This is a genomic window from Stenotrophomonas maltophilia R551-3 (assembly GCF_000020665.1).
Taxonomy (GTDB): Bacteria; Pseudomonadota; Gammaproteobacteria; order Xanthomonadales; family Xanthomonadaceae; genus Stenotrophomonas; species Stenotrophomonas maltophilia_L.
Genome location: NC_011071.1, coordinates 1,875,034 through 1,900,040, shown reverse-complemented (window position 1 = coordinate 1,900,040; position 25,007 = coordinate 1,875,034). Strand labels below are relative to the sequence as shown.

Genomic DNA, 25,007 nt, shown 5'->3' with positions numbered 1-25,007 from the left:
CTCAATGCGAAGACACGTACAGCGCATCCGCTGGCGGCGGTGGCAGCGCGAAACTGAGCCGCATCCGCGCCACCTCGGCTGCCGGCGGCAGCGCGAACAACCGCTTGAACTCGCGGTTGAACTGGGACGGGCTGGCATATCCCACCGCCAGCGATGCCGCTTCGGCAGTCATCCCCTGCCGCAGCATCAGCAGCCGTGCCTGGTGCAGGCGGGTCGACTTCACGTACTGCATCGGCGACGTGCCGGTAATCGCGCGGAAGTGGTCGTGGAAGGTCGCCACACTCATGCCCGCTTCGGCCGCCAGCTGCGCCACGTCCAGCGCACTGGCATACGAGGAGTGGATCGTACGCAGCACCCTGCCAATGCTGCCGAAGCGGCCGCGCATGGCCAGCGCCTCGCGCATTGCGCCGCCCTGCGCGCCGGTCAACACGCGGAAGTAAAGTTCGCGCACCAGTGCCGGGCCCAGCACGACCGCTTCGAGCGGGTCGGCCAGCGCCTCCAGCAGGCGTAGCACCGTGGCCTGCATCGGCGCCTGCATCGGGCTGGACATCATGCTCTGTGCCGGTGCCTCCGATTTGCCCGCCTGTTCGCCCAGTTCAATCAGCAGATCCGCGGCCAACTGCAGATCCAGATGCAGGTAGATCGCCAGCAGCGGCGCCTCTGCAGAGGCATCGGTTTCCATCGTGAACGGCACCGGCACCGACACCGCCAGATAGTGCTGCGCGTCGTACTGGTAGACCTGCCCACCCAGGTAGCCGCGCTTCACGCCTTGGCAGACGATCACGATGCCGGGGTCATACAGCACCGGCGTGCGTGCCAAAGGCCGGTCGGAGCGCAGCAGCCGCACCCCCGTCAGCGGCGTGAGCGTATAGCCCTCCTCCACCGCCAAGGTCTGCAGCAGGCCGACCATGCGCGCCTGCACCTGCCGTTGCAGGGAATCGATCACCGGCACGGACGCTCCAGAGGAATAGGCAAGAATGAGCGAATCCTAGGCCTGGGGCCGGAACGGTGCAATCACTAACGTGCAAGCCCTGTCCACCACGAGCGCCTCCCCATGCCCCCTTCCCGCCTTCTCCTCATCACCGGCGTCAGCAGCGGCTTTGGCCGTGCCCTTGCCCAACAGGCGCTGCTGGCCGGCCATCGCGTGGTCGGCACCGTGCGCAACGAACCCGCCCGCCAGGCGTTCGAAACGCTGGCGCCCGGCCGCGCGTTTGGCCGCCTGCTGGACGTAACCGATACCGCCGCCATCAATGCACTCGTCGCCGATATCGAAACCAACATCGGCAGCATCGACGTGCTGGTCAACAACGCTGGCTACGGTCACGAAGGCATCCTCGAAGAATCCACGCTGACCGAGCTGCGGCAGCAGTTCGAGGTGAACGTGTTCGGCCCGGCCGCGCTGATCAAGGCCGTGCTGCCGCACATGCGCGCGCGCCGCCGCGGCCACATCCTCAACATCACGTCCATGGGCGGCTTCATCACAATGCCCGGCATCGCCTGGTACTGCGGTAGCAAGTTCGCGCTGGAGGGCATCAGCGAAGTGCTTGGCAAGGAGGTTGCCCCGTTCGGCATCCATGTCACCGCCGTCGCGCCGGGCTCATTCCGCACCGACTGGGCAGGCCGCTCGATGGCGCGGGCGCCGCGCAGCATTGACGACTACGACGCATTGTTCGATCCCATCCGCAGCGCGCGTGAGGCAAAGAGTGGCCACCAGCTCGGTGATCCGGTGAAGGCTGCGCAGGCCATGCTGCAAATCATCGACAGCGACGCGCCGCCCAGCCATCTGCTGCTGGGCAGTGATGCACTGCAGCTGGTGCGGGCGAAGCTGGAAACGATGGCCGACAGCATCAACGCATGGGAACATCTCAGCCGTTCAACCGACGGCGTGGGCTGAGTTCAAACGGTAACCGCTGCGCAGGGTTGGAGTAGCGCCTGGCATGCCCGGCGAACGAAGCGGTCCGTGTCCTGCGCGCAGGCTGCGAGGGAATGCTGCTGCCGCGTCAGAGCTGTCGCCCCAGCAACATCCCCGGCCAGCCATCCACATTGAACGGCGCGATGCGCGCATAGCCGCAGGATTCATAGAAGCGCACCAGATCACCGTTGCCACCGCCGTAGCAGTCCACGCGCAGATGGTCGAGCCCGGCAGCGCGCGCCTGCTCATCGGCAAAGGCCATCAGGCGGCGACCGATGCCGCGCACACGGGCGTCAGGCGATGCCACCAGCACCCGCACATACAGTTCCGGGCCGGTGGGCGCAGGCACATAGGGCATCGACTCGCCCAGCGCCAGGAACGCGCGCACCTTACCCTGCTCGTTCTGCGCAACCCATGCGCCCGGCAGCGCGCACGCATCGGTCACCTGGGTGATCCGGCGCGGCACCGTGGACCACGGCTCACTGCCCCATTGCTGCACATTGCCGATCGACACGAACCATTCGATGACTTCGTCGAAGAGCGTCAGCACCGCAGGGGCATCGTCCACGTTCGCACGGCGGATGTTCAAGATTTCCTTTCCTGCTTCAGTCATGTGCGCATTCCTTTCAACGCTTCAATCAATTGCGACGAGGATGCCGGCCAGCGGCCCGCACTACCAGGGCTGGAAGTCCGTGAGCCGGATTTGACATGCAGGCATTTGCCTGCCTATAGTCCATCCAAGGACGGCGCCTGTCCGCCCACGCGAGGAACCTGCAATGGTCGATATCGCACACAGGGTCGGCATCAAGGCCCCTGCAAGCCAGGTGTACCAAGCTCTGGCAACCCCCGAAGGCGTCGCCGCCTGGTGGGCTGAAGACACCCATGGCGACCGCGTGGCCGGCGGCACGGTCAACGTGCGCTTCACGAACAACGGCCAGGAAATCGGCGCCATGGAAATGAAACTTGAGCAGCTTGTTCCAGGCGAGCTCGTGCTGTGGCGGTTCCTCGCCGGCCCAGCCGAATGGATCGGCACCCACGCGCGCTTTGTGCTGAAACAGGAAGGTGACTACTGCATCGTGCTGTTCACCCATGAAGGCTGGAAAGAGCGCGTTGAGTTCACCTCCCACTGCAGCACCAAGTGGGCGGTGTTCCTGCTCAGCCTCAAAGCGCTGGTAGAAACCGGCAATGGCCAGCCCAACCCACACGACGTCAGGATCGACAACTGGAACTGAAGACGCCCCGCATGAATGCAGACAAGGTGTTCAAGGCACTGGCCGACCCCACGCGCAGGACGCTGCTGGACCTGCTCTGCGAAGACAACGGGCAGACGCTCGGCCAACTGTGCGAGCACCTGGACATGGCCCGGCAATCGGTCACCCAGCACCTGGGCCTGCTGGAAGACGCCAACCTGATCAGCACCGTGCGCCGCGGCCGCGAGAAGCTGCACTTCATCAACCCGGTGCCGCTGCACGAGGTCTACGAGCGCTGGGTACGCAAGTTCGAGCAGCAGCGCCTGAGCCTGCTGCATGACCTGAAACGAGAACTGGAAGGAGAATGACGATGTCCGCAGAGTCCACCCGCTTCATCCACGTGATCTACATCGCGTCCACCCCGCAGAAGGTGTTCGAGGCCATCACGCGGCCCGAAATCGCCAGTCGCTACTGGGGCCACGAGAACCTCTCGGACTGGAAACCCGGCTCGCGCTGGCAGCATGTGCGCGCCAACGAAACGCGCTCGGTCGAGCTGGTGGGCGAGGTGGTGGAAAGCACCCCACCCTCGCGGTTGGTCATCACCTGGGCCGCCGCCTCGCAAGCGGAGAACCCGGATGCCTACAGCCGCGTCACCTTCGATATCGTGCCCTACCAGGACATGGTGCGGCTGACCGTCACCCACGACGAGCTGGAACCGGGCAGCGGCATGGATACCGGCATCCGCCAGGGCTGGCCGATCGTGCTGTCGAGCCTGAAGTCGCTGTTGGAGACGGGCAAGGGATTGGATGTGTTTGCCAAGCCGCAGTAAACGGCTGCGCCGGGACGACGCCGCAGGCGCCTTGGCTGCTGCGGCGTCGGCAACGCGGCCAATGCCGGTCCGCTAGCGGGCGGTCCAGCCACCATCGACCGGCAACGCCGTGCCGGTGATCTGCGCCGCGGCGTCCGAGGCCAGGAACACCACCATTTCCCCCAGCTGCTCGGGCGTCACGAACTGCAGCGAGGGCTGTTTCTCGGCCACCAGCGCACGCGCAGCGGTCTCCTGATCCGTGCCTTCGCGCTCGGCCAACGCGGTGATCTGCTGCTCGACCAGCGCAGTTCGCACCCAACCCGGGCAGATCGCGTTGGCGGTGATGCCAGTGCCCGCGTTCTCCAGCGCGGTCACCTTGGTGAACCCCACCACGCCATGCTTGGCCGCCACGTAGGCCGACTTGTTCACCGAGCCCACCAACCCGTGCACGGATGCGATGTTGATGATGCGGCCGGCGCCCCGCCGCTTCATGTGGGGCAAGGCTGCCGCCGTTGCATGGAACACCGCCGACAAATTCAGCGCGATGATCGCATCCCATTTCTCTGTGGGGAATTCCTCGATCGACGCGGTGTGCTGGATGCCCGCGTTGTTCACCAGAATGTCGATGCGCCCCATCTTCGCAACGGCGTGGTCGATCATCCCGCGCACTGCCTCGCCACGGGACAGGTCGGCACCGTCATGCGCCACGCGAACACCGAACTCGGCTTCCAGGTTGGAACGGATACGTTCGATCTCCGCCGCATCGCCGAATCCGTTCAACACGATGTCGGCGCCTTGCCGCGCCAGCGCCGTGGCAATGCCAAGACCGATACCGCTTGTGGAGCCGGTAACCACCGCGACCTTTCCACTGAACATGGGCGAGCTTCCATCGGGCACAGGCAGCCAGTGTAGTCCTCTAGATCCACTCCACGCGCGGATCAGTAGATCCACGCCATCCGTGGATGCCCCCTCTCGGCAGACTTTCACATTACCCCTATAGTCAGCGCAATCCACCCATGGATGGCCCGATGAACCCCTGCAAGGCCCTGCTGCCCGCCGTTGTTGCCGCACTGCTCGTCCCTGCCATCAGCCAGGCCGCGCCGCCTGCTCAAGACGCCACGCCACTCACCACCGGCAGCGTGCGGGTGGATATAGCGACCGGCCGCGTGGAAGGCAACGTCTGCGTATCCAGCCGACCTGCCGAATCGATGGGCTCGTTCGTGCTCAACGCCGGCCTGAATGTCGCGCGGGTCACCGATAGCGATGGCGCGCCGCTGGACTTCGAAGGCTGGTACGACGCCGGCGTGGATGGCGAGGCGCGCGTGTACACCGTGGCCAAGCCACCCACCACGCTCTGCATGCAGTATGTGGGCGCCTTCCCGGTCTACGCCCGGCACGATGCCCCGACCGACTTCAAGGGCCTGATGGCCTTCAACGGCGACAGCGCCCGCTTCACCGAACAGTCCGCATGGCTGCCGCAGGCGTTCGATCCCAAGGCCCGCGTGCGCAGCAGCGAAAGCCGTTACGACCTGCAGGTGGACTGCAGCGGCTGCCGCTTCCTGTATCTCAACGGCAGCACGGCCATCGAAGGCGCGCAGGGCCGCTTCCGCAGCGACAACGCACGACCGATCCTGCTGTTCGGCGGCAGCGGCCCGATCACCCGCACCTCGCAGGTCACGATCCTCAACGAGACCCTGCCTCCGGCGAAGGTCGATGCACTGTCCAGCACGGTGCAGAAGATAGCCGACGTGCACAGCCGCTACATGGGCGTGCCGCTGGCCGACCGCCCCACCTTCCTGCGCATGGTCACGCTCAACCAGATCGAGCGCGACCGCGAGGGCAGCGAGTGGGGCTTTGCCACCTGGCCCACCATCGCCATGAGCGGCAGCATCGGCAACGTCGCGGATTCGCTGATGGCCGGTGGCGAGAAGGCCGAACGGCGCGTGCAGTACATCGCGCACGAAATGGGCCATTACTACTTCGGCACACTGAACCGTCCGCAGGGCCCCTACTTCTGGGTCCTGTTGGAATCCAGCGCCGAATTCCTGTCGATCAAGGCGCTGCGTGAGATCAGTGGCGATGCTGCGGCGGATCGCTACATCGCGCGACTGCAATCGGCCATCGAAAAGCAGGAGAAGCCGCTGCCGGCGTTCGATGCCATCGACGGCAACTCGGATCTGGGCGAGATGTATCGCTACGTCTATGCGCCCTTGCTGCTGCTCTCGTTGGAGAAGCAGGTGGGCGAAGCGAAGATGCAGGCCTTCATGCGCGGGCTGCTGGCCGCGCCTTCGCCGAGGAACTGGGCGGAGCTGCAGGGCATCGCGATGAAGGCCGGCATCGATGCCAAGGCATGGGAACATTGGCGGGCAAGCTGCGTGGCTGGCGGTAAGCACAGGTGCCAGTAGATCCACGCCACGCGTGGATGGCTTTCTCTCAACGCCCCATCACTTCCAATGATCCGGCCCCAGGAACGGCAGGCTCAACACAAACACCGGAACCGCCACAGGAATCAACGCCGCGCCCAGCACCTTGCCGGCGGCCGTTCCAACACCCGGCTTGTCCGTATCGTCCGGCCGGATCCTCTCAGCCCGCGCGGTAATCGACTGCGGCAGCTTGGCCTTCTCGGCCAGCGCCGCAGCGTCCGGCAACTTCACCCGCTCGCCATCACTCTCGAACAACGCGCTGTAGTAGCTACCACCCTTCCTGGAAAGGTTGCAGTCCGGGTTGGCCGCCAGCTCGTAACGGCTCCGGGCTTCAAGGATGTACGGCCGGCGGGTCAACTCATCGATGGCCTTGGCCACCCGCGGGCTGATCTCCAACCGCTCCAGGTTGAACTGCGCCGCCTGTTCCGGCGTCACCTGCTCCGGCCGCAGCAGCAGCGCGTAGCTGCCATGCACCTTGGTCCTGTCGGCCGGCACGCGCCAGTCCTCGCGGAAGTACAGCTGTGCGCAGACCACTGCCTCGCGCAGCGGGCTGTCCATCAGGGCGCGGTAATCACGGAACGGCGCGGCGTCGAAGCGCATCGGCTCGTCATAAACCGGCAGCAGGTACAGCTTGCCGTCGTCGGCCACGAACGCGCTGGTGATCTCGCGATTGGAATGGTGGTAATCCGGCCCACTGGCGCAGCCAGACAGCAGGCCAAGGCACAGCACGGAGAGAATGAAGCGGATGGACGTTCGCATGTCGTAGTGATTGGCTTCCCTGGAAAACCAGCCCGCCCGTTAGGACGAGGCCGGTCCGCCATGGTGCCACGGCGCCACATGCGATGCAGAACCCGCCCTACTTCAACCGCTCCACCAACCGCTGCCCCACCTCCAGCGCCGAAGCCGGGTTCTGCCCGGTAATCAGCTCACGATCCACCACCACATGCCCCGTCCACGGCGTGGTGTTGCTGCTGAACGTCGCACCCGCCCGCTGCAACGCGGTCTGCGGGTAGAACCTCATCTCACCGCCACCCAGCAGCGGCTTGGCCTGCTCTTCTTCCTGGTTGCTGATCACCGTCATCTGGTAGCCGCTGTAGATCCACTTCGGCGTGGCCGGCGTCGCACCCGCTTCCAGCTTCGCCACGAACCCAGCGGCATCCGGCAGCGTGGACAGCAGCGAGATCGGCCCGTGGCAGACCAGCGCGGTGGTCTTGTTGCGCTGGTGGAAGTCGGCCAGCAGCCGGCCCAGCGCCGGGCTCTTCAGCAGGTCCTGCATCGGCGCGTGGCCACCGGGAATGTAGACCGCATCGAAACGCGCGTAGCCCTGCTGCTCCACACGCGCCAGGCTGACCACCGGCGAGGCCGTCGGCGAGGTCAGCGCCAGCTTCTCCAGCAGATCCTTGTGCAGCGTCAGCTGCCCGGCATCGTTGCCGAAGTACGCCGGCGTCACCGAGGACGCATCCACCGTCGGTGCCCGCCCCTGCGGCGTGGCGAAGGTCACCTCGTGGCCCGCGTCCAGCAGCAGCTTGACCGGCTGCATCAGCTCGTTGAGATAGAAGCCGGTGGACAGCACCTTGCCCTCCTTCAGGTCCAGGTGGTTTTCGTCGGACAGCACCACCAGCACGTTGGCGGCGTGTGCGCCGGTCGCGGCCAGGGTCAGGGCCAGCGCTGCGGCCAGCCGGGTCATCAGGTTCATGGGGAGCTCCTATCGGGGAATGGCCGCCACTTTATTCATCGCCCGAGCGGCGATAAATTGGCCTCATCGCAAAACATCTGTTCCCCGAAGAGCCAAATGAGCCGCAAGTTCGACTACCTGGGCGACGTGGAGGTGTTCCTGGCGGTGGTCGAGCACGGCTCGTTCACCGCGGGCGCGGTGGCGCTGTCCACCACGCCCTCGGTGCTGAGCCGCGCGGTTACCCGCCTGGAAGCGCGGCTGGGCCGGCAGCTGCTGCAACGGACCACCCGCCGCGTGGGCCTGACCGACGCCGGGCGGCTCTATCTGGAACAGGTGCGCACCGCCTTCGGCCTGCTGGACGACGCCGAGCGCGACGTACTGGCCCAGGACGGTGCGCTGGCCGGCCGCGTGCGCCTGAGCGTGCCCACCACCTATGGCCACTACCGGCTGCCACCCGTGCTGGCGCGCTTTGCGCAGCTGTACCCGCAGGTGCAGGTGGAACTGAACATCACCAACCGCAACGTAGACCTGGTGGCCGAAGGCTTCGACCTGGCCATCCGCCTGGGCCAGCTGCCGGACAGCGGGCTGGTGGCGCGAAAGCTGGAAGACGCCCCGCTGCTGCTGGTGGCCACGCCGGACTACCTGCAGCGCCGCGGCTCGCCGCAGACGCTGGACGACCTGCAGCAGCATCTGTGCCTGCCCTTCGTGATGCCGCGCACCGGCCGGCTGGCCCCTTGGATATTCCGCGATGACGGGCGCGACGTGGACTGGCTGCCGCGTTCGTCCATCGAGACCTCCGACGATGTGCTGGGCGTGGTGTCGCTGGCCGAACAGGGCATCGGCATCTGCCAGAGCTACGAGTTCATCGTGCGCGAGCGATTGCAGCGCGGGCAGCTGGTGGAAGTGCTGCAGCAGTTGCGCGGGAGATCGCGGCCATTCTCGGTGATCTATGCGCCGCATCGGCGGCAGTCGGCGGCGGCGCGGGCGATGATTGAGTTGCTGGTGGGGAATGCGGCCGAGGCTGCCGTTGGTTGAAGCTGCGTGCTTGCTAACGGTGTCGGATTTGAACCGGTTTTCGGCGTGTGCGGCTGATCGGGCGCGGTTGCCTGGCGAAGCAGAATAAGAACTGTTGCAAAGAAGGCTGTCGCGCAATTCGCTTGTGGTGTGGGCGATTACGCCAGTTTGGTTCGCCATCAACAGAGCGGCTGCGCTAATGCGTCTGTTGGCGTCGCGTGCTGCACGAATGGCGCGTGCAACAATAGTTCTTCGCTCTCGGATTCCGTGATTCCTTCGCGAATTTCTATTGGCATTCGAAGCGGCGGCGTAAACACCATGGCGCGCCACCGAAAAAGGGTGGCAGCGGGTCTGCAAACCCGTGATGAGAGATGCACCTGTAGTTTGCGCTTGCCCGTCGGCACCGTCCTTAACCGATGCCGGCGGGCAATCCGTCGGCCTTCCTGGCGGGCGGTGCGTGGGGGCCCTCGGGCCCACCGGTCTATGGTGCTATTTCATCCCGGTTTGCAGCCACGCATCGTCCGCCACCTCTTCGCGGTGGCGCTGTTAAGCACAGCCACGGAAGCCGACGCCATGAACGAATCCGACACCTTCTCTTCGTACACCGTTGTTGAGCCCATCAACGACGACACTCCCCTTCCCGACCTGAACTCCCTGCTCGGCATTCTCAAGCGCATGCGTGGCTGCGAAGGGGCAGATGGGCACCCTTGGCCAGAAACCGATGTGTCGCCCGGGCGTCGCGTGAGCCTGGCGAGGAGTGAGCGCGCGATGGTGGGGGCGCTGACGGTGCTGGAGCTGCTGCATGCAGCAGACCGCTGCCGGGTGTCAGCGGACCCGGAACGGCATCTGGATGAGGGGGTTGTGGATGGGTTGTTCCTGGCTTGCCGCGGGCTGGTTGAGTGGGCTTGTCGGGAGGTTAGACCGGAGTGAGACCGTGCGTGCGCCAGCTATCCGCCCTAGTTTGTAACTCGCAATGTCCGCCAACCGTTTGCAGCGGCTGGCGCTAGGCCCTGCTGGCGCGAAAGTCCGCGACATGCCCACTTGCGAGAATCCACCCTTCTGTACAAATGGCTCCATCAACGACGATGCCTGCCAATTTCCCGGAACTCGTCATCTTCCAAGGTTGCTTCAAACGCGACCGCGATCGCGATCGCGAAGGCTCCGACGGACTGCCATGGCCGGCGTTGGCCGTGCGGCAGCGGCGATTCTGGCGGCCGTGAGATCCCGCAAGCAGCAAGGCGCTATGAGGCGATGTCTACGCCCGACTGACATCTGGATGAGGGCCCAGTTCAGGGCTTTCCCGTTGCTTGACGAGAGCTTGTCGAACTGGTCTATAGGAAAGCGAGGCCACGGTAGGGGCAGAATAACTGGACCGATGCAGAGAGGATTCGATCTCTCGGAATACTACTTTCGTTCTATAACTTTTTATTCGACACGCGCGTCCTACTAGAGTCTCATCACCGCATTGAAAGTTGTAAGCGTGGGGGCGGGGTGACACCGAACTCTTCGACACCCTTGGGGAGCCGTAGTAGCGCAGCGCAATCATGTGTCCGAGGCAAGCTATGACACGACCATGAGACAAGCACGCGATGTTCATCTACTATCCGATAAATCCCCCAACTAGTTGCCTCCGCGCCACCAGCGGCAAGCCGGCTTGGGGGCGGCCAGAGTTAGCTGAAATCGATCGGAGATCATAGAATGCCCGAGATTATCTGTCCGCACTGCTCCAAAGCCTTCAAGATTGACGGCTCTGGCTATGCGGCAATCCTAAAGCAAGTCCGAGATGCCGAATTTGAAAGACAGCTTCGAGAGCGGCTTGACCTAGCCGAGCAAGAGAAGAGAAGCGCCGTTGAACTTGCCGTAGCAGCGAGCACAAGAGAACTTCAAAAGAAGCAATTCGACAAGGATCGCGAGATACAAAGACTACAATCAAAAGTCGAGGCAGAGGAAACTGCTCGACAGCTAGCTGTCCGCGAAGCGCTTGACGGCATAGAGAAGCAGCGCGATGACTTAGCGAGACAGCTTGAACAAACGCGATCAGATAACGCGAGCGCGCTGAGCTTGATGCAAGCAAAGCTATCACGAGACCTGGCCATTGCAACGTCGTCTAAGGATCGCGAGATCCAAGAATTAAAGAATCAGCTCGACAACTCTAAAGCAAGCAACAAATTGGAAATCTTCCAAGCAGTTGACAAGGAAGTGAAGCAGGCCCAGGAACTTCGAAGTCAACTTGAAAAATCCGAGCTTGAACGCCTTCTTGCAGAGAAGTCTTTAAAGGACAAGTATGACACCTTACTTAGGGATCGCGATGAGTCCATAGAGAGACTACGTGACATGAAGGTGCGACTTTCCACCAAGATGCTGGGAGAAACACTCGAGCAACATTGCGAGAATGAGTTCAACAGGATCCGCGCGACCGCCTTTCCGACGGCATACTTTGAAAAGGATAATGATGCGCGATCTGGCAGCAAAGGTGATTATATTTTTCGCGACACCGATGTATCCGGCGTCGAGATCACCTCGATCATGTTTGAGATGAAGAATGAAGCAGATCGAACTTCAACTAAAAGCAAGAACGAAGACTTCCTCAAAGAGCTCGACAAAGATCGCTCCCAGAAAGGGTGTGAGTACGCAGTCCTGGTTTCACTCCTTGAGCCAGACAGTGACCTATACAACACAGGGATCGTCGACGTCTCGCACCGGTACGCAAAGATGTACGTTATCAGACCACAGTTCTTCATACAGTTGATTGCATTAATCAGAAACGCATCACTCAATTCACTAAAATATAGGTCTGAGCTTGCGCTGATGAAAGCCCAGAACATTGACATAACAAACTTCGAGGATCAACTGGACTCATTCAAGTCAGCCTTTTCAAAGAATTACGACCTGGCGACCAAGAGATTTCAGACTGCCATCATTGAAATTGATAAGTCAATTGACCATCTACAGAAGACGAAAGACGCACTATTGGGGACGGATCGAAATCTCCGGCTGGCCAACGATAAGGCCCAAGACGTTACAATCAAAAAGCTCACCAAGGGAAACCCAACAATGGCGTCCAAGTTCAATGATCTCAAAGGAGATGGCCAACAAAACTCCAAGTAACGACAGAAGGAGATAATTGTTATTCTAGACAGGGGGAAATTATGGACAACACATCACACAACCCAGATCAATATATGTTCGCGCTGCGCCAACTCGCGACAAATGGACGGAAGAGAATAGCAATACTCCTCGGAGCTGGAGCGCCTGTCAGCATCAATACGAGCAATGATGAGACCTGGAAACCATTAATACCAAACATTGCGGGATTGGAATCAATAGTCCTCCAAAGCCTTAACCAAGCGCAAGCAAAAACTTACTCCAAGATAAGGGACTCCATAGCGGATTCTAACTTGGAAAAGGTCCTATCCAGAATTAGAATGCTATCTGAGGTTGTCGGCGACGGGCATATTTTCGAGTCGTCTGCTGCCGACTTTAATAACCTCTCTGAGTCAATCTGTAATTCCATCAGACAGGTGGTATCCCAGGACCTTCCAGAAGGCGCCAATCCATATTCAGAGCTAGTCTCATGGATTAATGGAATAGATCGAAAGCATGCAGTCGAAATTTTTACAACCAATTATGACTTGCTACTGGAAAATGCGTTGGAGCGCGCGCGAACTCCGTACTTCGATGGTTTTAGCGGGTCGAAGTCAGCATTCTTTGATCCTTCAAGTATCGCAAAGAACGATCTGCCTGCGAGATGGGTGCGGCTCTGGAAGCTTCACGGATCGATCGGATGGGAAACCAACATAAAGGGCGAGGTAGTTCGGATCCCGAACTCAACTAACGCAAACTTGGTCTACCCATCCCACATTAAATACGATCAAACACAAGCGGCACCATTCTCCTCGCTTTTTGAGCGCCTGAAGAATTTCATTCTGGAGCCTGACACGCTGATCATAAGCACAGGCTTCTCATTTGCCGATGCGCACATCTCATCTCGACTACTTGAGTGTTTGCTGGCGAATCCATCAGCTGCATTGTTCGCATTCCAGTTCAACAGTCTCGCCCAAGAGAGCTCAGCCAAATCCCTGGCGCTCAAATGCCCCGGCATCAGCGCATTCTGCAGTGATGGTGCAGTAATTAATGGCGTTGAAGCAAAGTGGAAGATCGGTGCGCAGCCAACGCGTACTTGGCACGAAATTAGGTCCGAGTACTACAAGGACGACAAGTTCCTCCTCGGCGACTTCAAAAAGCTTGCGCGTTTCCTAGCGATCGCAGGTAGTGACGTGTCACAAGAGACGCCACTGCAACCAAATCCTCAAGTCGCTGCAACGGGGGAAAATTAGTGGCAACTCAGCCCACCTACCTAGGCCTCGTTAGCTCAGTATCCAGCTCATCGATTTCGGTTGAGATAGCATCCACGGTCGACTCTGGAATTGTTGTGCTTGAAGGACGAAACTACAGAATTGGCCAAGTCGGAAGCTTTGTAAAAATCCCAATTGGATATAATCACCTTTACGGAATAATCTCCGAATCGAGTGAAACATCAACACTCAACCTCGAGGAAACGATTTCTTCCGATAGAAAGTGGATTAAGGTAGAGCTGGTCGGCGAATCCATTGGCGGAGTATTCGACAGGGGAATCAGCGAGTACCCGAGCATTGGCGACCAAGTCCACTTTGTTGTAGATAGCGACTTAAAGAGAATATTTAGGAATGATCTAAAAAGTCATTTCCAAGTGGGACGCCTTTCAAGCTCAGAGGGAATTGAGGTCAGCCTTGACCTAAATAAGCTCGTCGCACGACACTCCGCAATCCTTGGCTCTACTGGATCTGGAAAGTCCACAAGCACAGCGAGCATTTTGAGATCAATGCTCATCGGATCTGATGAAAGACCTGCGCCATCAGCCCGTGTAATGCTAATTGATATCCACGGCGAATACGGTCCCGCGCTGAGCGATATCGCAAAGTCTTTCTCCATATTGCCAAAGGAAGAGAATCAGCTCTACATTCCTTATTGGTGCATATCACCAGATAAGCTATTTGATCTTGTTTTTAATAGTCCTAATGAATCTCAAAGATCGTCTTTTATGGACAAGGTAGTTGAGGAGAAGAGACTAGGAATCGGGACAAATGGAATAGCCGATGTCGACCCGAGCAATGTTACCAGCAGCACGCCTCTTCCATATCGAATCAAAAAGATATGGTATGACCTTTGTCACGACGACGGAGTAAACTACTCCGACGCCGAAATGACGAAGCCAGCCTATACAGAAGGCGGAGAGGGGGATTTCGCCACACTGATAGCGCCCAAGTTTGTTCCTCCTGGGGCAGGAAGTTCACTCCCCAAGAAGGGTGGACCTGGAGCACTCAAGAGACAGCTCGACCTTATGAAATCGAGGCTGCTCGACACACAGTTCTCCTTCTTATTTCAACCTGGTGATTGGAACCCAGAAACGGATGGGACAATCAAAAGAGATCTGGACGGGCTTCTCGATGAGTGGCTGGGCCATGACAAGCCGGTTACTATTTTCGACCTCTCCGGAATGCCTTCAGCCAGGCTTAGCCTGCTTTTGGGAGCGCTTCTAGACATAATTTTTGAAGCAGCTATCTGGGGCAGGAATGCAAAAGAAGGCATGCGCGAACGACCTTTGTTGATCGTTCTAGAGGAAGCGCATCGCTACCTCGGAAAGTCTCAGGGAGGCGAATCAAAGGAGATGGTCCAGCGAATTGCCAAGGAAGGCAGGAAATTTGGTGTTGGCGCCATGATTGTCAGCCAACGTCCTTCGGAGATAGACGAAACTATACTTTCACAGTGTGGAACGATAATCTCCCTTCGAATTAACAATTCAACGGATAGAGGAATCGTGAAGGCAGCCATGTCCGATGGGCTTGCCGGAGTAATTGATTCACTACCAGTACTGCGGACGGGGGAAGCAGTAATCGTCGGCGAGGCTGCGCAACTACCAACTCGTTGCAGATTCAATGTCCTACCTGAAGGAAAATATCCAACCAGCGGAGATCCAGAGATCGGAAGTAGGTGGCGTGCAGACCGAGGCGCCGAAGATTACTCCAAGCTCGTAAGCGCCTGGAGAAACCAAGACAGCAGTCAAAAGGACTAGCAATGGAACGCAATCCAGTGAGCTCATCGAACCTCGCATCAGTTGGGTACCACGAAGAATCACAGACACTTGAGGTTGAATTTCTAAAGGGCGGCATCTACCAGTACTTCGGTGTCCCTCCTTACGTCCATCAAGAGCTAATTTCGGCACCTTCCGTTGGGGGATATTTTGCAAAGAGCGTCAAAAATTCATATAGCTACTCGCAAGTAGGCTAGCCGAATCTACTGCCGTAGGCGTTCAGCACTGGACGCCTACAAACAACAAGGGCGCCTCTCGGCGCCCTCGTTCGTTCAACTCATTCCCACTCAATAGTAGCCGGCGGCTTCCCCGAGATGTCATAAACAACTCGCGACACCCCTCGCAACTCATTGATGATCCGGTTGCTCACCGTACCCAGGAACTCATACGGCAGGTGCGCCCAATGCGCCGTCATGAAGTCAATCGTTTCCACGGCCCTTAGCGCAATCACCCACTCATAAGCCCGCGCGTCACCCACCACGCCCACCGACTTCACCGGCAGGAACACGGCAAACGCCTGGCTGGTCTTGTCGTACAGATCCGCCTTGCGCAGCTCATCAATGAAGATGGCATCGGCCTTGGCCAGCAGTTCGGCGTACTCACGCTTCACTTCACCCAGGATGCGCACGCCCAGGCCCGGGCCCGGGAACGGATGGCGGTAGACCATGGTGCGCGGCAGGCCCAGCTCGACGCCCAGGCGGCGCACTTCGTCCTTGAACAGCTCGCGCAGCGGCTCCACCAGGCCCAGCTTCATGTGCTCCGGCAGGCCGCCCACGTTGTGGTGGCTCTTGATCACGTGCGCCTTGCCTGTCTTGCTGCCGGCCGACTCGATCACGTCCGGGTAGATGGTGCCCTGCGCCAGCCACTTGGCGTTCTTCAGCTTGTTCGACTCTTCGTCGAAGATCTCAACGAACAGGTTGCCGATGATCTTGCGCTTGGCTTCCGGGTCGCTCACGCCTTCCAGCGCGGCGAAGTAACGGTCGGCGGCATTCACGCGAACGACCTTCACGCCCATGTGCTCGGCAAACATCGCCATCACCTGGTCGCCTTCCTGCCAGCGCAGCAGGCCGGTATCCACGAACACGCAGGTCAGCTTCTCGCCGATGGCCTTGTGCAGCAGCGCAGCCACCACGGACGAATCGACGCCGCCGGACAGGCCCAGGATCACTTCGTCATCGCCCACCTGCTCGCGCACGCGGGTGATCTGGTCGTCGATGATGTTGGCGGCGGTCCACAGGGTCTGGCAGCCGCACACGTCCACCACGAAGCGGCGCAGCAGCGCCTGGCCCTGCAGGGTGTGGGTCACTTCCGGGTGGAACTGCACGCCGTACCAGCGCTTTTCTTCGTTGGCCATGGCGGCCACCGGAATGCGGTCGGTGGTGGCGGTGATGGTGAAGCCCGGCGGTGCAACGGAGACGTGGTCGCCGTGGCTCATCCAGACATTCAGCTTCGGCTCGCCGCCGTGGTCGCTCAGGCCCTTGAACAGCGCATCGGGGTTGATCACGTTTACTTCGGCGTGGCCGAACTCGCGCTGGTCAGCCGCTTCGGTTGCACCGCCCAGCTGGGCAGCCAGGGTCTGCATGCCGTAGCAGATGCCGAAGATCGGCAGGCCGCTGTCGAACACTTCCTGCGGCGCGGCCGGGGCACCCGGCAACGTGGTCGATTCCGGGCCACCGGACAGGATGATGCCCTTGGCGCCAAAGCCGGCAATCTCGGCCGGGTTGTGGTCCCACGCCCAGATCTCGCAGTAGACGCCCAGCTCGCGGATGCGGCGGGCAATCAGCTGCGTGTACTGCGCGCCGAAATCGAGGATGAGGATCTTGTCGTTATGGATGTTGGTCATGGTGCCGTTCCAGTGGTGTTTTTCGCAGCGCCCGGCGCTTCAAGGCTCTGCGTCAGCGTGGCGATGAACGCCTCGCGTTGTTGAATATGTGAGGGGTCTTCCTCATCCCAGCGCAGCATCAGCAGGCCGTGCGGTGCGTTGGGGGTGGCGCGGTCAACGCGCGGCATTTCGGCGATTTCCTGCACTTCGGTGCCGGGCACGATGCGCCGTTGCAGCGCCGCCATCGAGGCGCCCGAATCCGCAGCGCCCCAGGACGCCCAGCGCACACTCATCCGTGCGGGCTCCAGCGCGCCCAGTACTGGCGTCAGCACCGGATCATCCGGCCCGTGCAACAGCTCGGTAATGCATTGCAGGGTGACCTGCAGCGGGCGCTCGCCAGTGCCCTTCAGCAGCCAACGCTGCTCGCCAGCGGCCTGCACCTGCCAGCCCTTCGGCAGCGAGAACGCGTTCTGGCACGCCTGCACGTCCTGCAATTGCGAAACCGCCGCGCCCGGAGACCCGGAGCGCGGCGGCGGTTCGGACAACGAACAGCCTGCCATCAGCAGGCTGCCCGTAATCGCAAGAGCAGTTCGCAAGCGCATCAGGCGCGGTAGTTCGGCGGCTCTTTGGTGATCGTCACGTCGTGGACGTGGCTCTCACGCTGGCCGGCGCCGCTGATCTTCACGAACTTGGGCTTGCTGCGCATGTCTTCGATGGTGGCGCAGCCCACGTAGCCCATGGTGGCGCGCAGGCCGCCCATCAGCTGGTGGATGATGCCGCCCACCGGGCCGCGGTACGGCACGCGGCCTTCGATGCCTTCCGGCACCAGCTTGTCGGCGGTGGCGGCGTCCTGGAAGTAGCGGTCCTTCGACCCCTTTTCCATGGCAGCCAGCGAACCCATGCCGCGGTAGCTCTTGTACGAACGGCCCTGGTACAGCTCGGTCTCGCCCGGCGATTCCTCGGTACCGGCCAGCAGGCCACCGACCATGATGGTCGAGGCACCGGCGGCCAGCGCCTTGCCGATGTCGCCCGAGTAGCGGACGCCACCGTCGGCGATCAGCGGGATGCGGTCCTGCAGCGCTTCGGCCACCAGGTCAATGGCGGTGACCTGCGGCACGCCGACACCGGCGACGACGCGGGTGGTGCAGATCGAGCCCGGGCCGATGCCGACCTTGACTGCGTCCGCGCCGCTGCCCAGCAGCGCCAGTGCGGCTTCACCGGTGCAGATGTTGCCACCGATGACCTGCACGCCCGGGAAGTTCTTCTTGACCCAGCTGACGCGGTCCAGCACGCCCTGCGAATGGCCGTGCGCGGTATCAACCACGATCACGTCCACGCCGGCGGCGACCAGCGCTTCCACGCGGCGATCGGTATCGCCACCGACGCCGACGGCAGCGCCGACCAGCAGGCGGGTCGACAGATCCTTGGCAGCGTTCGGGAAGTCGGTGTTCTTCTGGATGTCCTTGACGGTGATCAGGCCACGCAGTTCGAACGAATCGTTGACCACCAGCACCTTTTCGATGCGGTTGCGGTGCAGCAGCTGCAGCACTTCGTCAGAGGCGGCGCCTTCCTTGACCGTGATCAGGCGATCCTTCTTGGTCATGATGTGGCGGACCGGATCGTCCAGCTCGGTCTCGAAGCGCATGTCGCGGTGGGTCACGATGCCGGCCAGCAGGCCGTCGCTGCCCACCACCGGCACGCCGGAGATGTTGTGCGCCTGGGTCAGGGCCAGCACGTCGCGGATGGTGGTTTCCGGGTCGACGGTGATCGGGTCGCGGATGACACCGGCCTCGAACTTCTTGACCTTGGCCACTTCCGCGGCCTGCTGTTCCAGGCTGAGATTCTTGTGGATGATGCCCATGCCGCCGAGCTGGGCCATGGCGATGGCCAGGCGGGCTTCGGTGACGGTATCCATGGCTGCGGACAGGATCGGAAGCTTGAGCTTCAGGTCGCGAGTCAACCGCGTTTCGAGGTTGACGTCCTTGGGCAGGATGGTCGAATGGGCGGGGACGAGCGAGACGTCGTCGTAAGTGAGTGCTTCAGCCTGGATGCGCAGCATCGGCATACCCGAGATGTGGGGAAGCGCGACATTTTACCCTGTTTTCGCACCGTGTGGCAGGGGGTAGATGCGACGCAGTGTCGCGCGGGCGGTGATTGGTTCAGGGGGGCCTGGGTGGGTACCAACCTTGGTTGGTACCCACGGAATCGCCATGGACATGGAACCGCCTCGGAACCGCCTTTGGTAGGTGCCAACCTTGGTTGGCACAAACAGGGAGAGGCCATCACCCCATTTGGGGCACAGGCGCCGGACGGATCGTGCCAACCAAGGTTGGCACCCATGGAACCGCCATGGACATGGAATCGCCACGGAACCGCCTTTGGTAGGTGCCAACCTTGGTTGGCACAATCAGGGAGCTGCCTTCACCCCATCTGGGGCACAGGCGCCGGACGGATCGTGCCAACCAAGGTTGGCACCTACCAAGAGCGGGTCATCGGCCTGCCGGCATTGTGCCGACCAACGGTCGGCACCCACCCCAAAAGGTCAGCTCAGCGCTTCCGCGGCTTCCAGGGTGTTCTGCATCAACGTGGCCACGGTCATCGGGCCCACGCCACCCGGCACCGGGGTGATCCAGCTCGCCCGCTGGGCCGCCGCTTCAAACCCAACGTCACCCACCAACCGGCCGTCATCCAGCCGGTTGATACCCACATCGATCACCACCGCGCCCGGCTTCACCCACTCGCCCGGCACGATGCCCGGGCGACCCACCGCCACCACCAGGATGTCGGCGTTGCGCACGGCCTGTTCCAGCACGTCCTTGGGGGTGAACTTGTGGCAGCTGGTGACGGTGCAGCCGGCAATCAGCAGCTCCAGGCCCATCGGGCGGCCGACATGGTTGCTCACGCCCACGATGGTGGCGTTGCGGCCGCGCACCGGCTGGTCGGTGTGGCCCAGCAGCGTGGTGATGCCGCGCGGAGTGCAAGGGCGCAGGCCGAACTCGCGCAGGGCCAGGTGGCCGACGTTTTCCGGGTGGAAACCGTCCACGTCCTTGCGCGGGTCGATGCGCTGGATCAGCCGGCGCGCGTCGGGGATGCCCGGCAGCGGCAGCTGGATCAGGATGCCGTTGATCTTCGGATCGGCATTGAGCTGGTCGATCAGGTCGAGCAGCTCGGCTTCGGTGGTACCGGCCGGCAGGTCGTAGTCATGTGCTTCGATGCCGACCTTCTCGGCGGCACGGCGCTTGTTGCGCACGTACACGGTCGAGGCCGGGTCACCACCGACCAGCACCACGGCCAGGCCCGGGCGGCTGCCGCCGGCGGCCACGCGGGCGTCGACGCGCACCTTCAGGCTGTCGAGCAGGTCCTCGGCGATACGGCGGCCATCAAGGATGCGGGCAGGAAGCTGGGAGGCGGAATCGGTCATCGGGAGCAGGCGTGGGGCGGCGGGGACGCTATTGTCCCCGATTCAGGCCCCCTCGCCCACCGCAGAATGGGGTCCTGATGGGGTCGGATCCCTTTGCCGCAGGCAAAGGGCTCTGACCCCGGGGTGACGCAAATTGCCAACCTCCGGTAGTGCCGGCCGCTGGCCGGCAACCTCATGACGTCGGAACGTTTCCGTATTTGCCGGCCAGCGGCCGGCACTACCGGGGCTACTCTTCCTCTTCCGGCACATCCTGCGGGTTCAGCGTCTTGCTCTCCCGCTTCGGCGCAGTAAACGGCGTCGGCGTCGGTACGCCCTGCGGGCTGTTGCCGTAGATCATCCGCGCGCCGGCATTCAAACCACCACCGGCAATCTCCAGCTCGAAACGCTCGGCATCGCGACGGCGGATCTGTTCGGCAATCTCCACCGCGTCGTCCTCGTCCGCACCCAGTTCCACCAGCGCGGCCTGGCCAAACAGCACTGCCGATTCAAAGGTCTCGCGGATCTGGAAATCGACACCGGCATGGATCAGCCGCAGCGAATGCTCGCGATCGAACGAGCGCACCATCAACTTGGCCTGTGGGAATTCATGCGCCACCAGTTCCACGATGCGGTCGGCGGCTTCGGCCTTGTCCACGCACACCGCAATCGCACGCGCGGTCGCTGCACCCGAGGCATGCAGCACATCCAGACGCGTGCCATCACCGTAATAGATCTTGAAACCGAAGCGCGCCGCGCTCTGGATCATCTCCACATCGTTGTCGATGATGGTCACATCCACATCGCGCGCCAGCAGCGACTGGCTGGCGACCTGGCCGAAGCGGCCGAAGCCGATCAGCAGCACGCTGCCGGACAGGCCGTCGGCCTCGTCCACGCCGTCCATGTTCACCGTCGGCTTCGGCGCGATGCGCTTGTAGACCAGCACCACCAGCGGGGTCAGCGCCATCGACAGCACCACCACGGCGGTGAAGTTGGCATTGATCTCCAGGTCGATCACGCCGGCCGATGCGGCAGCAGAGAACAGTACGAAGGCGAACTCGCCGCCCTGCGCCATCAACACGCCGCGATCCAGCGCCTGCGCATGGTCGCTGCCCATGATGCGCGCCACCACGTAGATGCACAGTGCCTTGGCCGCCATCAGCGCCAGCACCAGGCCGAGGATCAGCTGCCAGTGCGCGGCCACCACGCTCAGGTCCAGCGCCATGCCCACGCTGAGGAAGAACAGGCCGAGCAGGATGCCGCGGAACGGCTCGATGTCCGCCTCGATCTGGTGACGGAAGGTCGACTCACTCAGCAGCACGCCGGCGAGGAACGCGCCCATCGCCATCGACAGTCCGGACAGCTGCATCAGCAGCGCCGCGCCCAGCACCACCAGCAATGCGGCGGCGGTCATCACCTCGCGCGCCTTCGATTCGGCCAGCACGCGGAACAGCGGGTTGAGCAGGAAGCGGCCGACCAGCACCAGGCCGACGATGGCACCGACGCCGATCGCCACCGACAGCCAGCGCGAGCCCTCGCCATCGGCACTGCCCGCACTCGGTCCCATCCAAGCCACCAGCGCCAGCAACGGCACGATCAGCAGGTCTTCGAACAGCAGGATGGAGACGATCTTCTGCCCCGACGGCAACGCGATGTCACCGCGCTCGGCCAGCAGCTGCATCACCACCGCGGTGGAGGTGAGCACGAAGCCGGTGGCACCGATGAAGGCGACCTGCCACGGCAGGCCGAACAGCTTGGCGATGCTGGTCAGCACCAGCGCACAGGTGACGATCTGCAGCGTGCCCAGCCCGAAGATCTCCTTGCGCAGGCTCCACAGGTGCGACGGCCGCATTTCCAGGCCGATCACGAACAGGAACATCACCACGCCGAGTTCGGCGGTATGCAGGATCGACTGTGGGTCGGAGAACCAGCCCAGCCCGAACGGTCCGATCGCCAGGCCGGCAGCGAAGTAGCCCAGCACCGAGCCCAGGCCGGCCCGGCGGAACAAAGGCACCATCACCACCGCCGCGCCCAACAGGGCCACGACCTTGACCAGCTCGCTGGTCGCTGCTTCTACCGCCATGCGGTGTTTTCCCCAAGATCCAGAATCGGGTTCAACAATAGAGCAATGCCGATGACGGCAATAGCACGCATGTTGCGCCGGATTGTCTTGGAGGTGGAACGATGCCGGGAGCGACCCCCAGCATCATCCCGAAACCATAAACGGTAGCGCCGGGCCATGCCCGGCGGATGTACCTGCGCGCGCCGCTGCGCTCGCCGGGCATGGCCCGGCGCTACCGGGTTCACCCGCCCCGGCAGAACGCGGCGTAATCGATATACCCCGGGAACGGCACGCCCGGCGCGCACACCGGGCAATGCGGGTCCGGCCGGATGCCGGATTCCGAAACCATGCATGCGCATCGGCGGGCGCCAATCATGCACCCGCTTCGGTAGGTGCCAACCTTGGTTGGCACAAGAGCGCCGACCAAGGTCGGCATCTACCAATCCACTCCCCGGCCAGCCTCACCCACCCCGACAAAACGCCGCGTAATCGATATACCCCGGGAATGGCACGCCCGGCGCGCATACCGGGCAGTGCGGGTCCGGCCGGATGCCGGTCTCGCGGAAGCGCATGCCCAGCGCATCGAAACGCAGCAGGCGGCCAACCAGCGGTTCGCCGATGCCCAGCAGCAGCTTTAGCACCTCGGTGGCCTGCAGCACCCCAGCCAGGCCAGGCAGCACACCCAGCACACCCGCCTCGGAACAGTTCGGCGCGAACTCCGGCGGCGGTGGCTCGGGGAACAGGCAGCGGTAGCACGGCGCCACGCCACGCTGGCGGCCGGCATCAAACACGCTCACCTGGCCGTCGAAGCGCTCGATGGCGGCGTACACCAGCGGCTTGGCGTGCTTGATGCAGGCGTCGTTGAGCAGGTAGCGCAGCGGGAAGTTGTCTGAGCCGTCCAGCACCACGTCCACGCCCTCCAGCAGCGCATCCACGTTCTCGGACGTAACCCGCTCCGGCACCGCCTCGACCTCGATCGAGGGGTTCAGCGCCAGCAATCGCTCGCGCGCGGAATCGACCTTGAGCTGGCCGACGCTGGCCTCGGTATGCACGATCTGCCGGTGCAGGTTGCTGCGCTCCACGCGGTCATGGTCGGCAAAGCGCAGGTGCCCCACCCCGGCCGCAGCCAGATAGAAGCCGGCCGGCGCGCCCAGACCGCCCGCGCCCAGCACCAGCACCCGCGACTGCTGCAGCCTGCGCTGGCCGGCCTCACCCACCTGGGGCAGCAGCAGGTGGCGTGAGTAGCGGTCGTAGAAGTCGCTGTCGGCCGCGCTGGTCAGCGGCTGCGCCAGCGGCAGCGACTGCTCGCGCCAGGCCACGGTGCCGCCGGAGACGGAAGCGACGTGGGTGTAGCCGGCCTCCAGCAGGAACTGCGCGGCATCGGCCGAGCGCTTGCCGCTCTGGCAGATCAACAGGATTTCCTGGTCGTGCTTTGGCAGATGCGCAGCGGGATCAGCCTGCAGCTCGCCCTTGGCCACGCCACGCGCGCCTTCGGCCATGCCCCCGGCCCGTTCGTGCGCCTCGCGCACATCGATCAACACGGCGCCATGGGTCAGGCGCTCGCGCGCCTGCGCGGGGGAAAGCTCTTGGATGCTCATGGGTGCATTATCGCGCAGACACCCTCGACGCGCCTTGCCCCGAACATGGCACCATGCGGGCGTTGCCCCCTGCATCCCGGAACCGCTGCATGCGCTCTGCCACTGAATTCTGGCGTGACCCGCGCATGCCCTTCGTCGAAAGCCGACGGGCGTGCGACAGCCGCGCCTGCCATCGCCCGCACAGCCATGACACTTTCTCGATCGGCGCAGTGGACGCTGGCAACAGCGTGTTCACCGGCGCCGCGGAAGGACCGCGCCTGCTGCAACCCGGCAATCTGGTCGGCGTACCCGCAGGCCGCGTGCACGCCTGCAACCCCCTGCCCGGCCAGGTCTGGAGCTACCAGATGCTGCATCTGGACGCGCGCTGGATGGCCGAGGTCCGCGCCGAGTATGACGGCCTGCCCGGACCCGATTGGCAGCAGGAACCCATCCGGATTTCCCACCATCGCCCGCGCTACCAGCAGTACTGCCAGCTCAATGAGACGCTGTTCTCCGACGATCCGGTCAGCGTCAAGGAAGCGGCCCTGATCGCGTTCGTCGGCGATCTGGATGAACACGATGGTGTAGCCGTCGCCGGCCCGCCTGAAGACGCCGCACTACAGCAGCGGGTGCAGCCGGTGATGGACCTTCTGCGCCAGCGGCTCGAGCACACCCCGGCCCTGCAGGAGCTCGCATCGCTGGCAGGCATGAGCCGTTACCAGCTGATCCGCGCCTTCCGACGTGCCACGGGCCTGACCCCACACGCCTGGCAGATCGACCAGCGCATCCAGGAGGCTCGCCGACGGTTGTGCGAAGGCCAGGCACTGGCCGTGGTCGCGCATGCACTGGGCTTTGCCGACCAGAGTCATTTCCAGCGGGTCTTCAAGGCCCACGCCGGTGCGACACCCGGGCAGTATCGGCGCTGAGCCTGCAATATCGTTCAATACCGTCGCGCGGCACATCCCCAGACTGGCGCCCCAGCCAGCCTCCGCCGGAC

The 25,007-nt window shown here is 62.5% G+C and carries 23 protein-coding genes; 12 read left to right on the top strand and 11 right to left on the bottom strand.

All coding sequences use genetic code 11. The features are described from left to right. Window position 1 precedes the first annotated feature (1 nt). The gene (locus SMAL_RS08655; protein ID WP_041864640.1) at window positions 2-946 is read right to left on the bottom strand and encodes an AraC family transcriptional regulator; all 945 of its coding nucleotides are present in this window, start codon (window positions 944-946) and stop codon (window positions 2-4) included. Between the two features lie 108 nt (window positions 947-1,054). Here SMAL_RS08655 and SMAL_RS08650 point away from each other — a divergent pair, with 108 nt between their 5' ends. Next, window positions 1,055-1,894 (top strand): oxidoreductase, encoded by an 840-nt coding sequence (locus SMAL_RS08650; RefSeq protein WP_012510822.1) that lies wholly within the window; start codon window positions 1,055-1,057, stop codon window positions 1,892-1,894. Window positions 1,895-2,000: 106 nt separating this feature from the next. Here the strand turns inward: SMAL_RS08650 and SMAL_RS08645 are convergent, their stop codons facing one another. Then, window positions 2,001-2,525 carry a GNAT family N-acetyltransferase gene (locus SMAL_RS08645; protein ID WP_012510821.1) on the bottom strand — a complete coding sequence of 175 codons (525 nt, stop codon included), beginning with the start codon at window positions 2,523-2,525 and terminating at the stop codon, window positions 2,001-2,003. A gap of 163 nt (window positions 2,526-2,688) precedes the next feature. On the opposite strand from SMAL_RS08645, the gene SMAL_RS08640 reads away from it, so the two are divergent. Genes SMAL_RS08640 through SMAL_RS08630 form a run of 3 tightly spaced genes read left to right on the top strand, consistent with a single transcriptional unit; the run spans window position 2,689 to window position 3,931 of the window. Beyond that, window positions 2,689-3,144, top strand: coding sequence for an SRPBCC family protein (locus SMAL_RS08640; protein ID WP_012510820.1), 456 nt, complete (start codon window positions 2,689-2,691; stop codon window positions 3,142-3,144). Window positions 3,145-3,155: 11 nt separating this feature from the next. Continuing rightward, window positions 3,156-3,470, top strand: a complete 315-nt coding sequence (locus tag SMAL_RS08635; RefSeq protein ID WP_005416268.1) for an ArsR/SmtB family transcription factor — start codon at window positions 3,156-3,158, stop codon at window positions 3,468-3,470. Window positions 3,471-3,472: 2 nt separating this feature from the next. Then, window positions 3,473-3,931 (top strand): SRPBCC family protein, encoded by a 459-nt coding sequence (locus SMAL_RS08630; RefSeq protein ID WP_012510819.1) that lies wholly within the window; start codon window positions 3,473-3,475, stop codon window positions 3,929-3,931. A 72-nt stretch (window positions 3,932-4,003) separates the two neighbouring features. Here SMAL_RS08630 and SMAL_RS08625 read toward each other — a convergent pair whose 3' ends face one another. Further along, window positions 4,004-4,786: a 3-hydroxybutyrate dehydrogenase gene (locus SMAL_RS08625; RefSeq protein ID WP_012510818.1), complete on the bottom strand. Its 783-nt coding sequence runs from the start codon at window positions 4,784-4,786 to the stop codon at window positions 4,004-4,006. Window positions 4,787-4,938: 152 nt separating this feature from the next. Here SMAL_RS08625 and SMAL_RS08620 point away from each other — a divergent pair, with 152 nt between their 5' ends. Next, window positions 4,939-6,315 carry a M1 aminopeptidase family protein gene (locus SMAL_RS08620; RefSeq protein ID WP_012510817.1) on the top strand — a complete coding sequence of 459 codons (1,377 nt, stop codon included), beginning with the start codon at window positions 4,939-4,941 and terminating at the stop codon, window positions 6,313-6,315. Between the two features lie 39 nt (window positions 6,316-6,354). Here SMAL_RS08620 and SMAL_RS08615 read toward each other — a convergent pair whose 3' ends face one another. Together SMAL_RS08615 and SMAL_RS08610 are read right to left on the bottom strand one after the other, a co-directional pair. Beyond that, a complete protein-coding gene (locus SMAL_RS08615) occupies window positions 6,355-7,092 on the bottom strand; it encodes a hypothetical protein (RefSeq protein ID WP_012510816.1) in 738 nt (245 codons plus the stop codon). Window positions 7,093-7,189: 97 nt separating this feature from the next. After that, window positions 7,190-8,029 carry a type 1 glutamine amidotransferase domain-containing protein gene (locus SMAL_RS08610; protein ID WP_012510815.1) on the bottom strand — a complete coding sequence of 280 codons (840 nt, stop codon included), beginning with the start codon at window positions 8,027-8,029 and terminating at the stop codon, window positions 7,190-7,192. Between the two features lie 96 nt (window positions 8,030-8,125). On the opposite strand from SMAL_RS08610, the gene SMAL_RS08605 reads away from it, so the two are divergent. The 6 genes from SMAL_RS08605 (at window position 8,126) to SMAL_RS20745 (ending at window position 15,349) form a co-directional block, all read left to right on the top strand. After that, on the top strand, window positions 8,126-9,043 hold the full coding sequence (locus SMAL_RS08605; protein WP_012510814.1) for a LysR family transcriptional regulator: 918 nt from the start codon (window positions 8,126-8,128) through the stop codon (window positions 9,041-9,043). 552 nt (window positions 9,044-9,595) lie between these two features. Beyond that, window positions 9,596-9,952, top strand: a complete 357-nt coding sequence (locus SMAL_RS08600; protein ID WP_012510813.1) for a hypothetical protein — start codon at window positions 9,596-9,598, stop codon at window positions 9,950-9,952. A 768-nt stretch (window positions 9,953-10,720) separates the two neighbouring features. Continuing rightward, on the top strand, window positions 10,721-12,130 hold the full coding sequence (locus tag SMAL_RS08595) for a DUF2130 domain-containing protein (protein ID WP_012510812.1): 1,410 nt from the start codon (window positions 10,721-10,723) through the stop codon (window positions 12,128-12,130). 74 nt (window positions 12,131-12,204) lie between these two features. Further along, the gene (locus tag SMAL_RS20755) at window positions 12,205-13,359 is read left to right on the top strand and encodes an SIR2 family protein (protein ID WP_198283153.1); all 1,155 of its coding nucleotides are present in this window, start codon (window positions 12,205-12,207) and stop codon (window positions 13,357-13,359) included. After that, complete coding sequence (locus SMAL_RS20750) at window positions 13,359-15,134, top strand: ATP-binding protein (RefSeq protein WP_012510810.1); 1,776 nt, start codon at window positions 13,359-13,361, stop codon at window positions 15,132-15,134. Before SMAL_RS20755 ends, SMAL_RS20750 begins: the two co-directional genes overlap by 1 nt. A gap of 2 nt (window positions 15,135-15,136) precedes the next feature. Next, window positions 15,137-15,349, top strand: coding sequence for a KTSC domain-containing protein (locus tag SMAL_RS20745; RefSeq protein WP_012510809.1), 213 nt, complete (start codon window positions 15,137-15,139; stop codon window positions 15,347-15,349). 80 nt (window positions 15,350-15,429) lie between these two features. On the opposite strand, the gene guaA is transcribed toward SMAL_RS20745, so the two are convergent. The 6 genes from guaA to moeB all read right to left on the bottom strand — a co-directional run bounded on the left by guaA (window position 15,430) and on the right by moeB (window position 24,031). Then, entirely contained in the window at window positions 15,430-16,995 is a 1,566-nt protein-coding gene (gene guaA / locus SMAL_RS08590) for a glutamine-hydrolyzing GMP synthase (RefSeq protein ID WP_012510808.1), read from the bottom strand. Then, entirely contained in the window at window positions 16,992-17,468 is a 477-nt protein-coding gene (locus SMAL_RS08585) for a hypothetical protein (RefSeq protein ID WP_041864506.1), read from the bottom strand. The genes guaA and SMAL_RS08585 overlap by 4 nt, the downstream gene beginning before the upstream one ends. A 107-nt stretch (window positions 17,469-17,575) precedes the next feature. Next, complete coding sequence (gene guaB, locus SMAL_RS08580) at window positions 17,576-19,033, bottom strand: IMP dehydrogenase (protein ID WP_012510806.1); 1,458 nt, start codon at window positions 19,031-19,033, stop codon at window positions 17,576-17,578. Between the two features lie 483 nt (window positions 19,034-19,516). Beyond that, complete coding sequence (gene folD, locus SMAL_RS08575; protein WP_005409307.1) at window positions 19,517-20,395, bottom strand: bifunctional methylenetetrahydrofolate dehydrogenase/methenyltetrahydrofolate cyclohydrolase FolD; 879 nt, start codon at window positions 20,393-20,395, stop codon at window positions 19,517-19,519. Between the two features lie 226 nt (window positions 20,396-20,621). After that, window positions 20,622-22,454: a monovalent cation:proton antiporter-2 (CPA2) family protein gene (locus tag SMAL_RS08570; protein WP_012510805.1), complete on the bottom strand. Its 1,833-nt coding sequence runs from the start codon at window positions 22,452-22,454 to the stop codon at window positions 20,622-20,624. A 440-nt stretch (window positions 22,455-22,894) separates the two neighbouring features. After that, window positions 22,895-24,031, bottom strand: a complete 1,137-nt coding sequence (moeB, locus tag SMAL_RS08565; protein WP_012510804.1) for a molybdopterin-synthase adenylyltransferase MoeB — start codon at window positions 24,029-24,031, stop codon at window positions 22,895-22,897. 89 nt (window positions 24,032-24,120) lie between these two features. On the opposite strand from moeB, the gene SMAL_RS08560 reads away from it, so the two are divergent. Continuing rightward, on the top strand, window positions 24,121-24,936 hold the full coding sequence (locus SMAL_RS08560; protein ID WP_012510803.1) for a helix-turn-helix domain-containing protein: 816 nt from the start codon (window positions 24,121-24,123) through the stop codon (window positions 24,934-24,936). The last annotated feature ends 71 nt before the right edge of the window (window positions 24,937-25,007 follow it).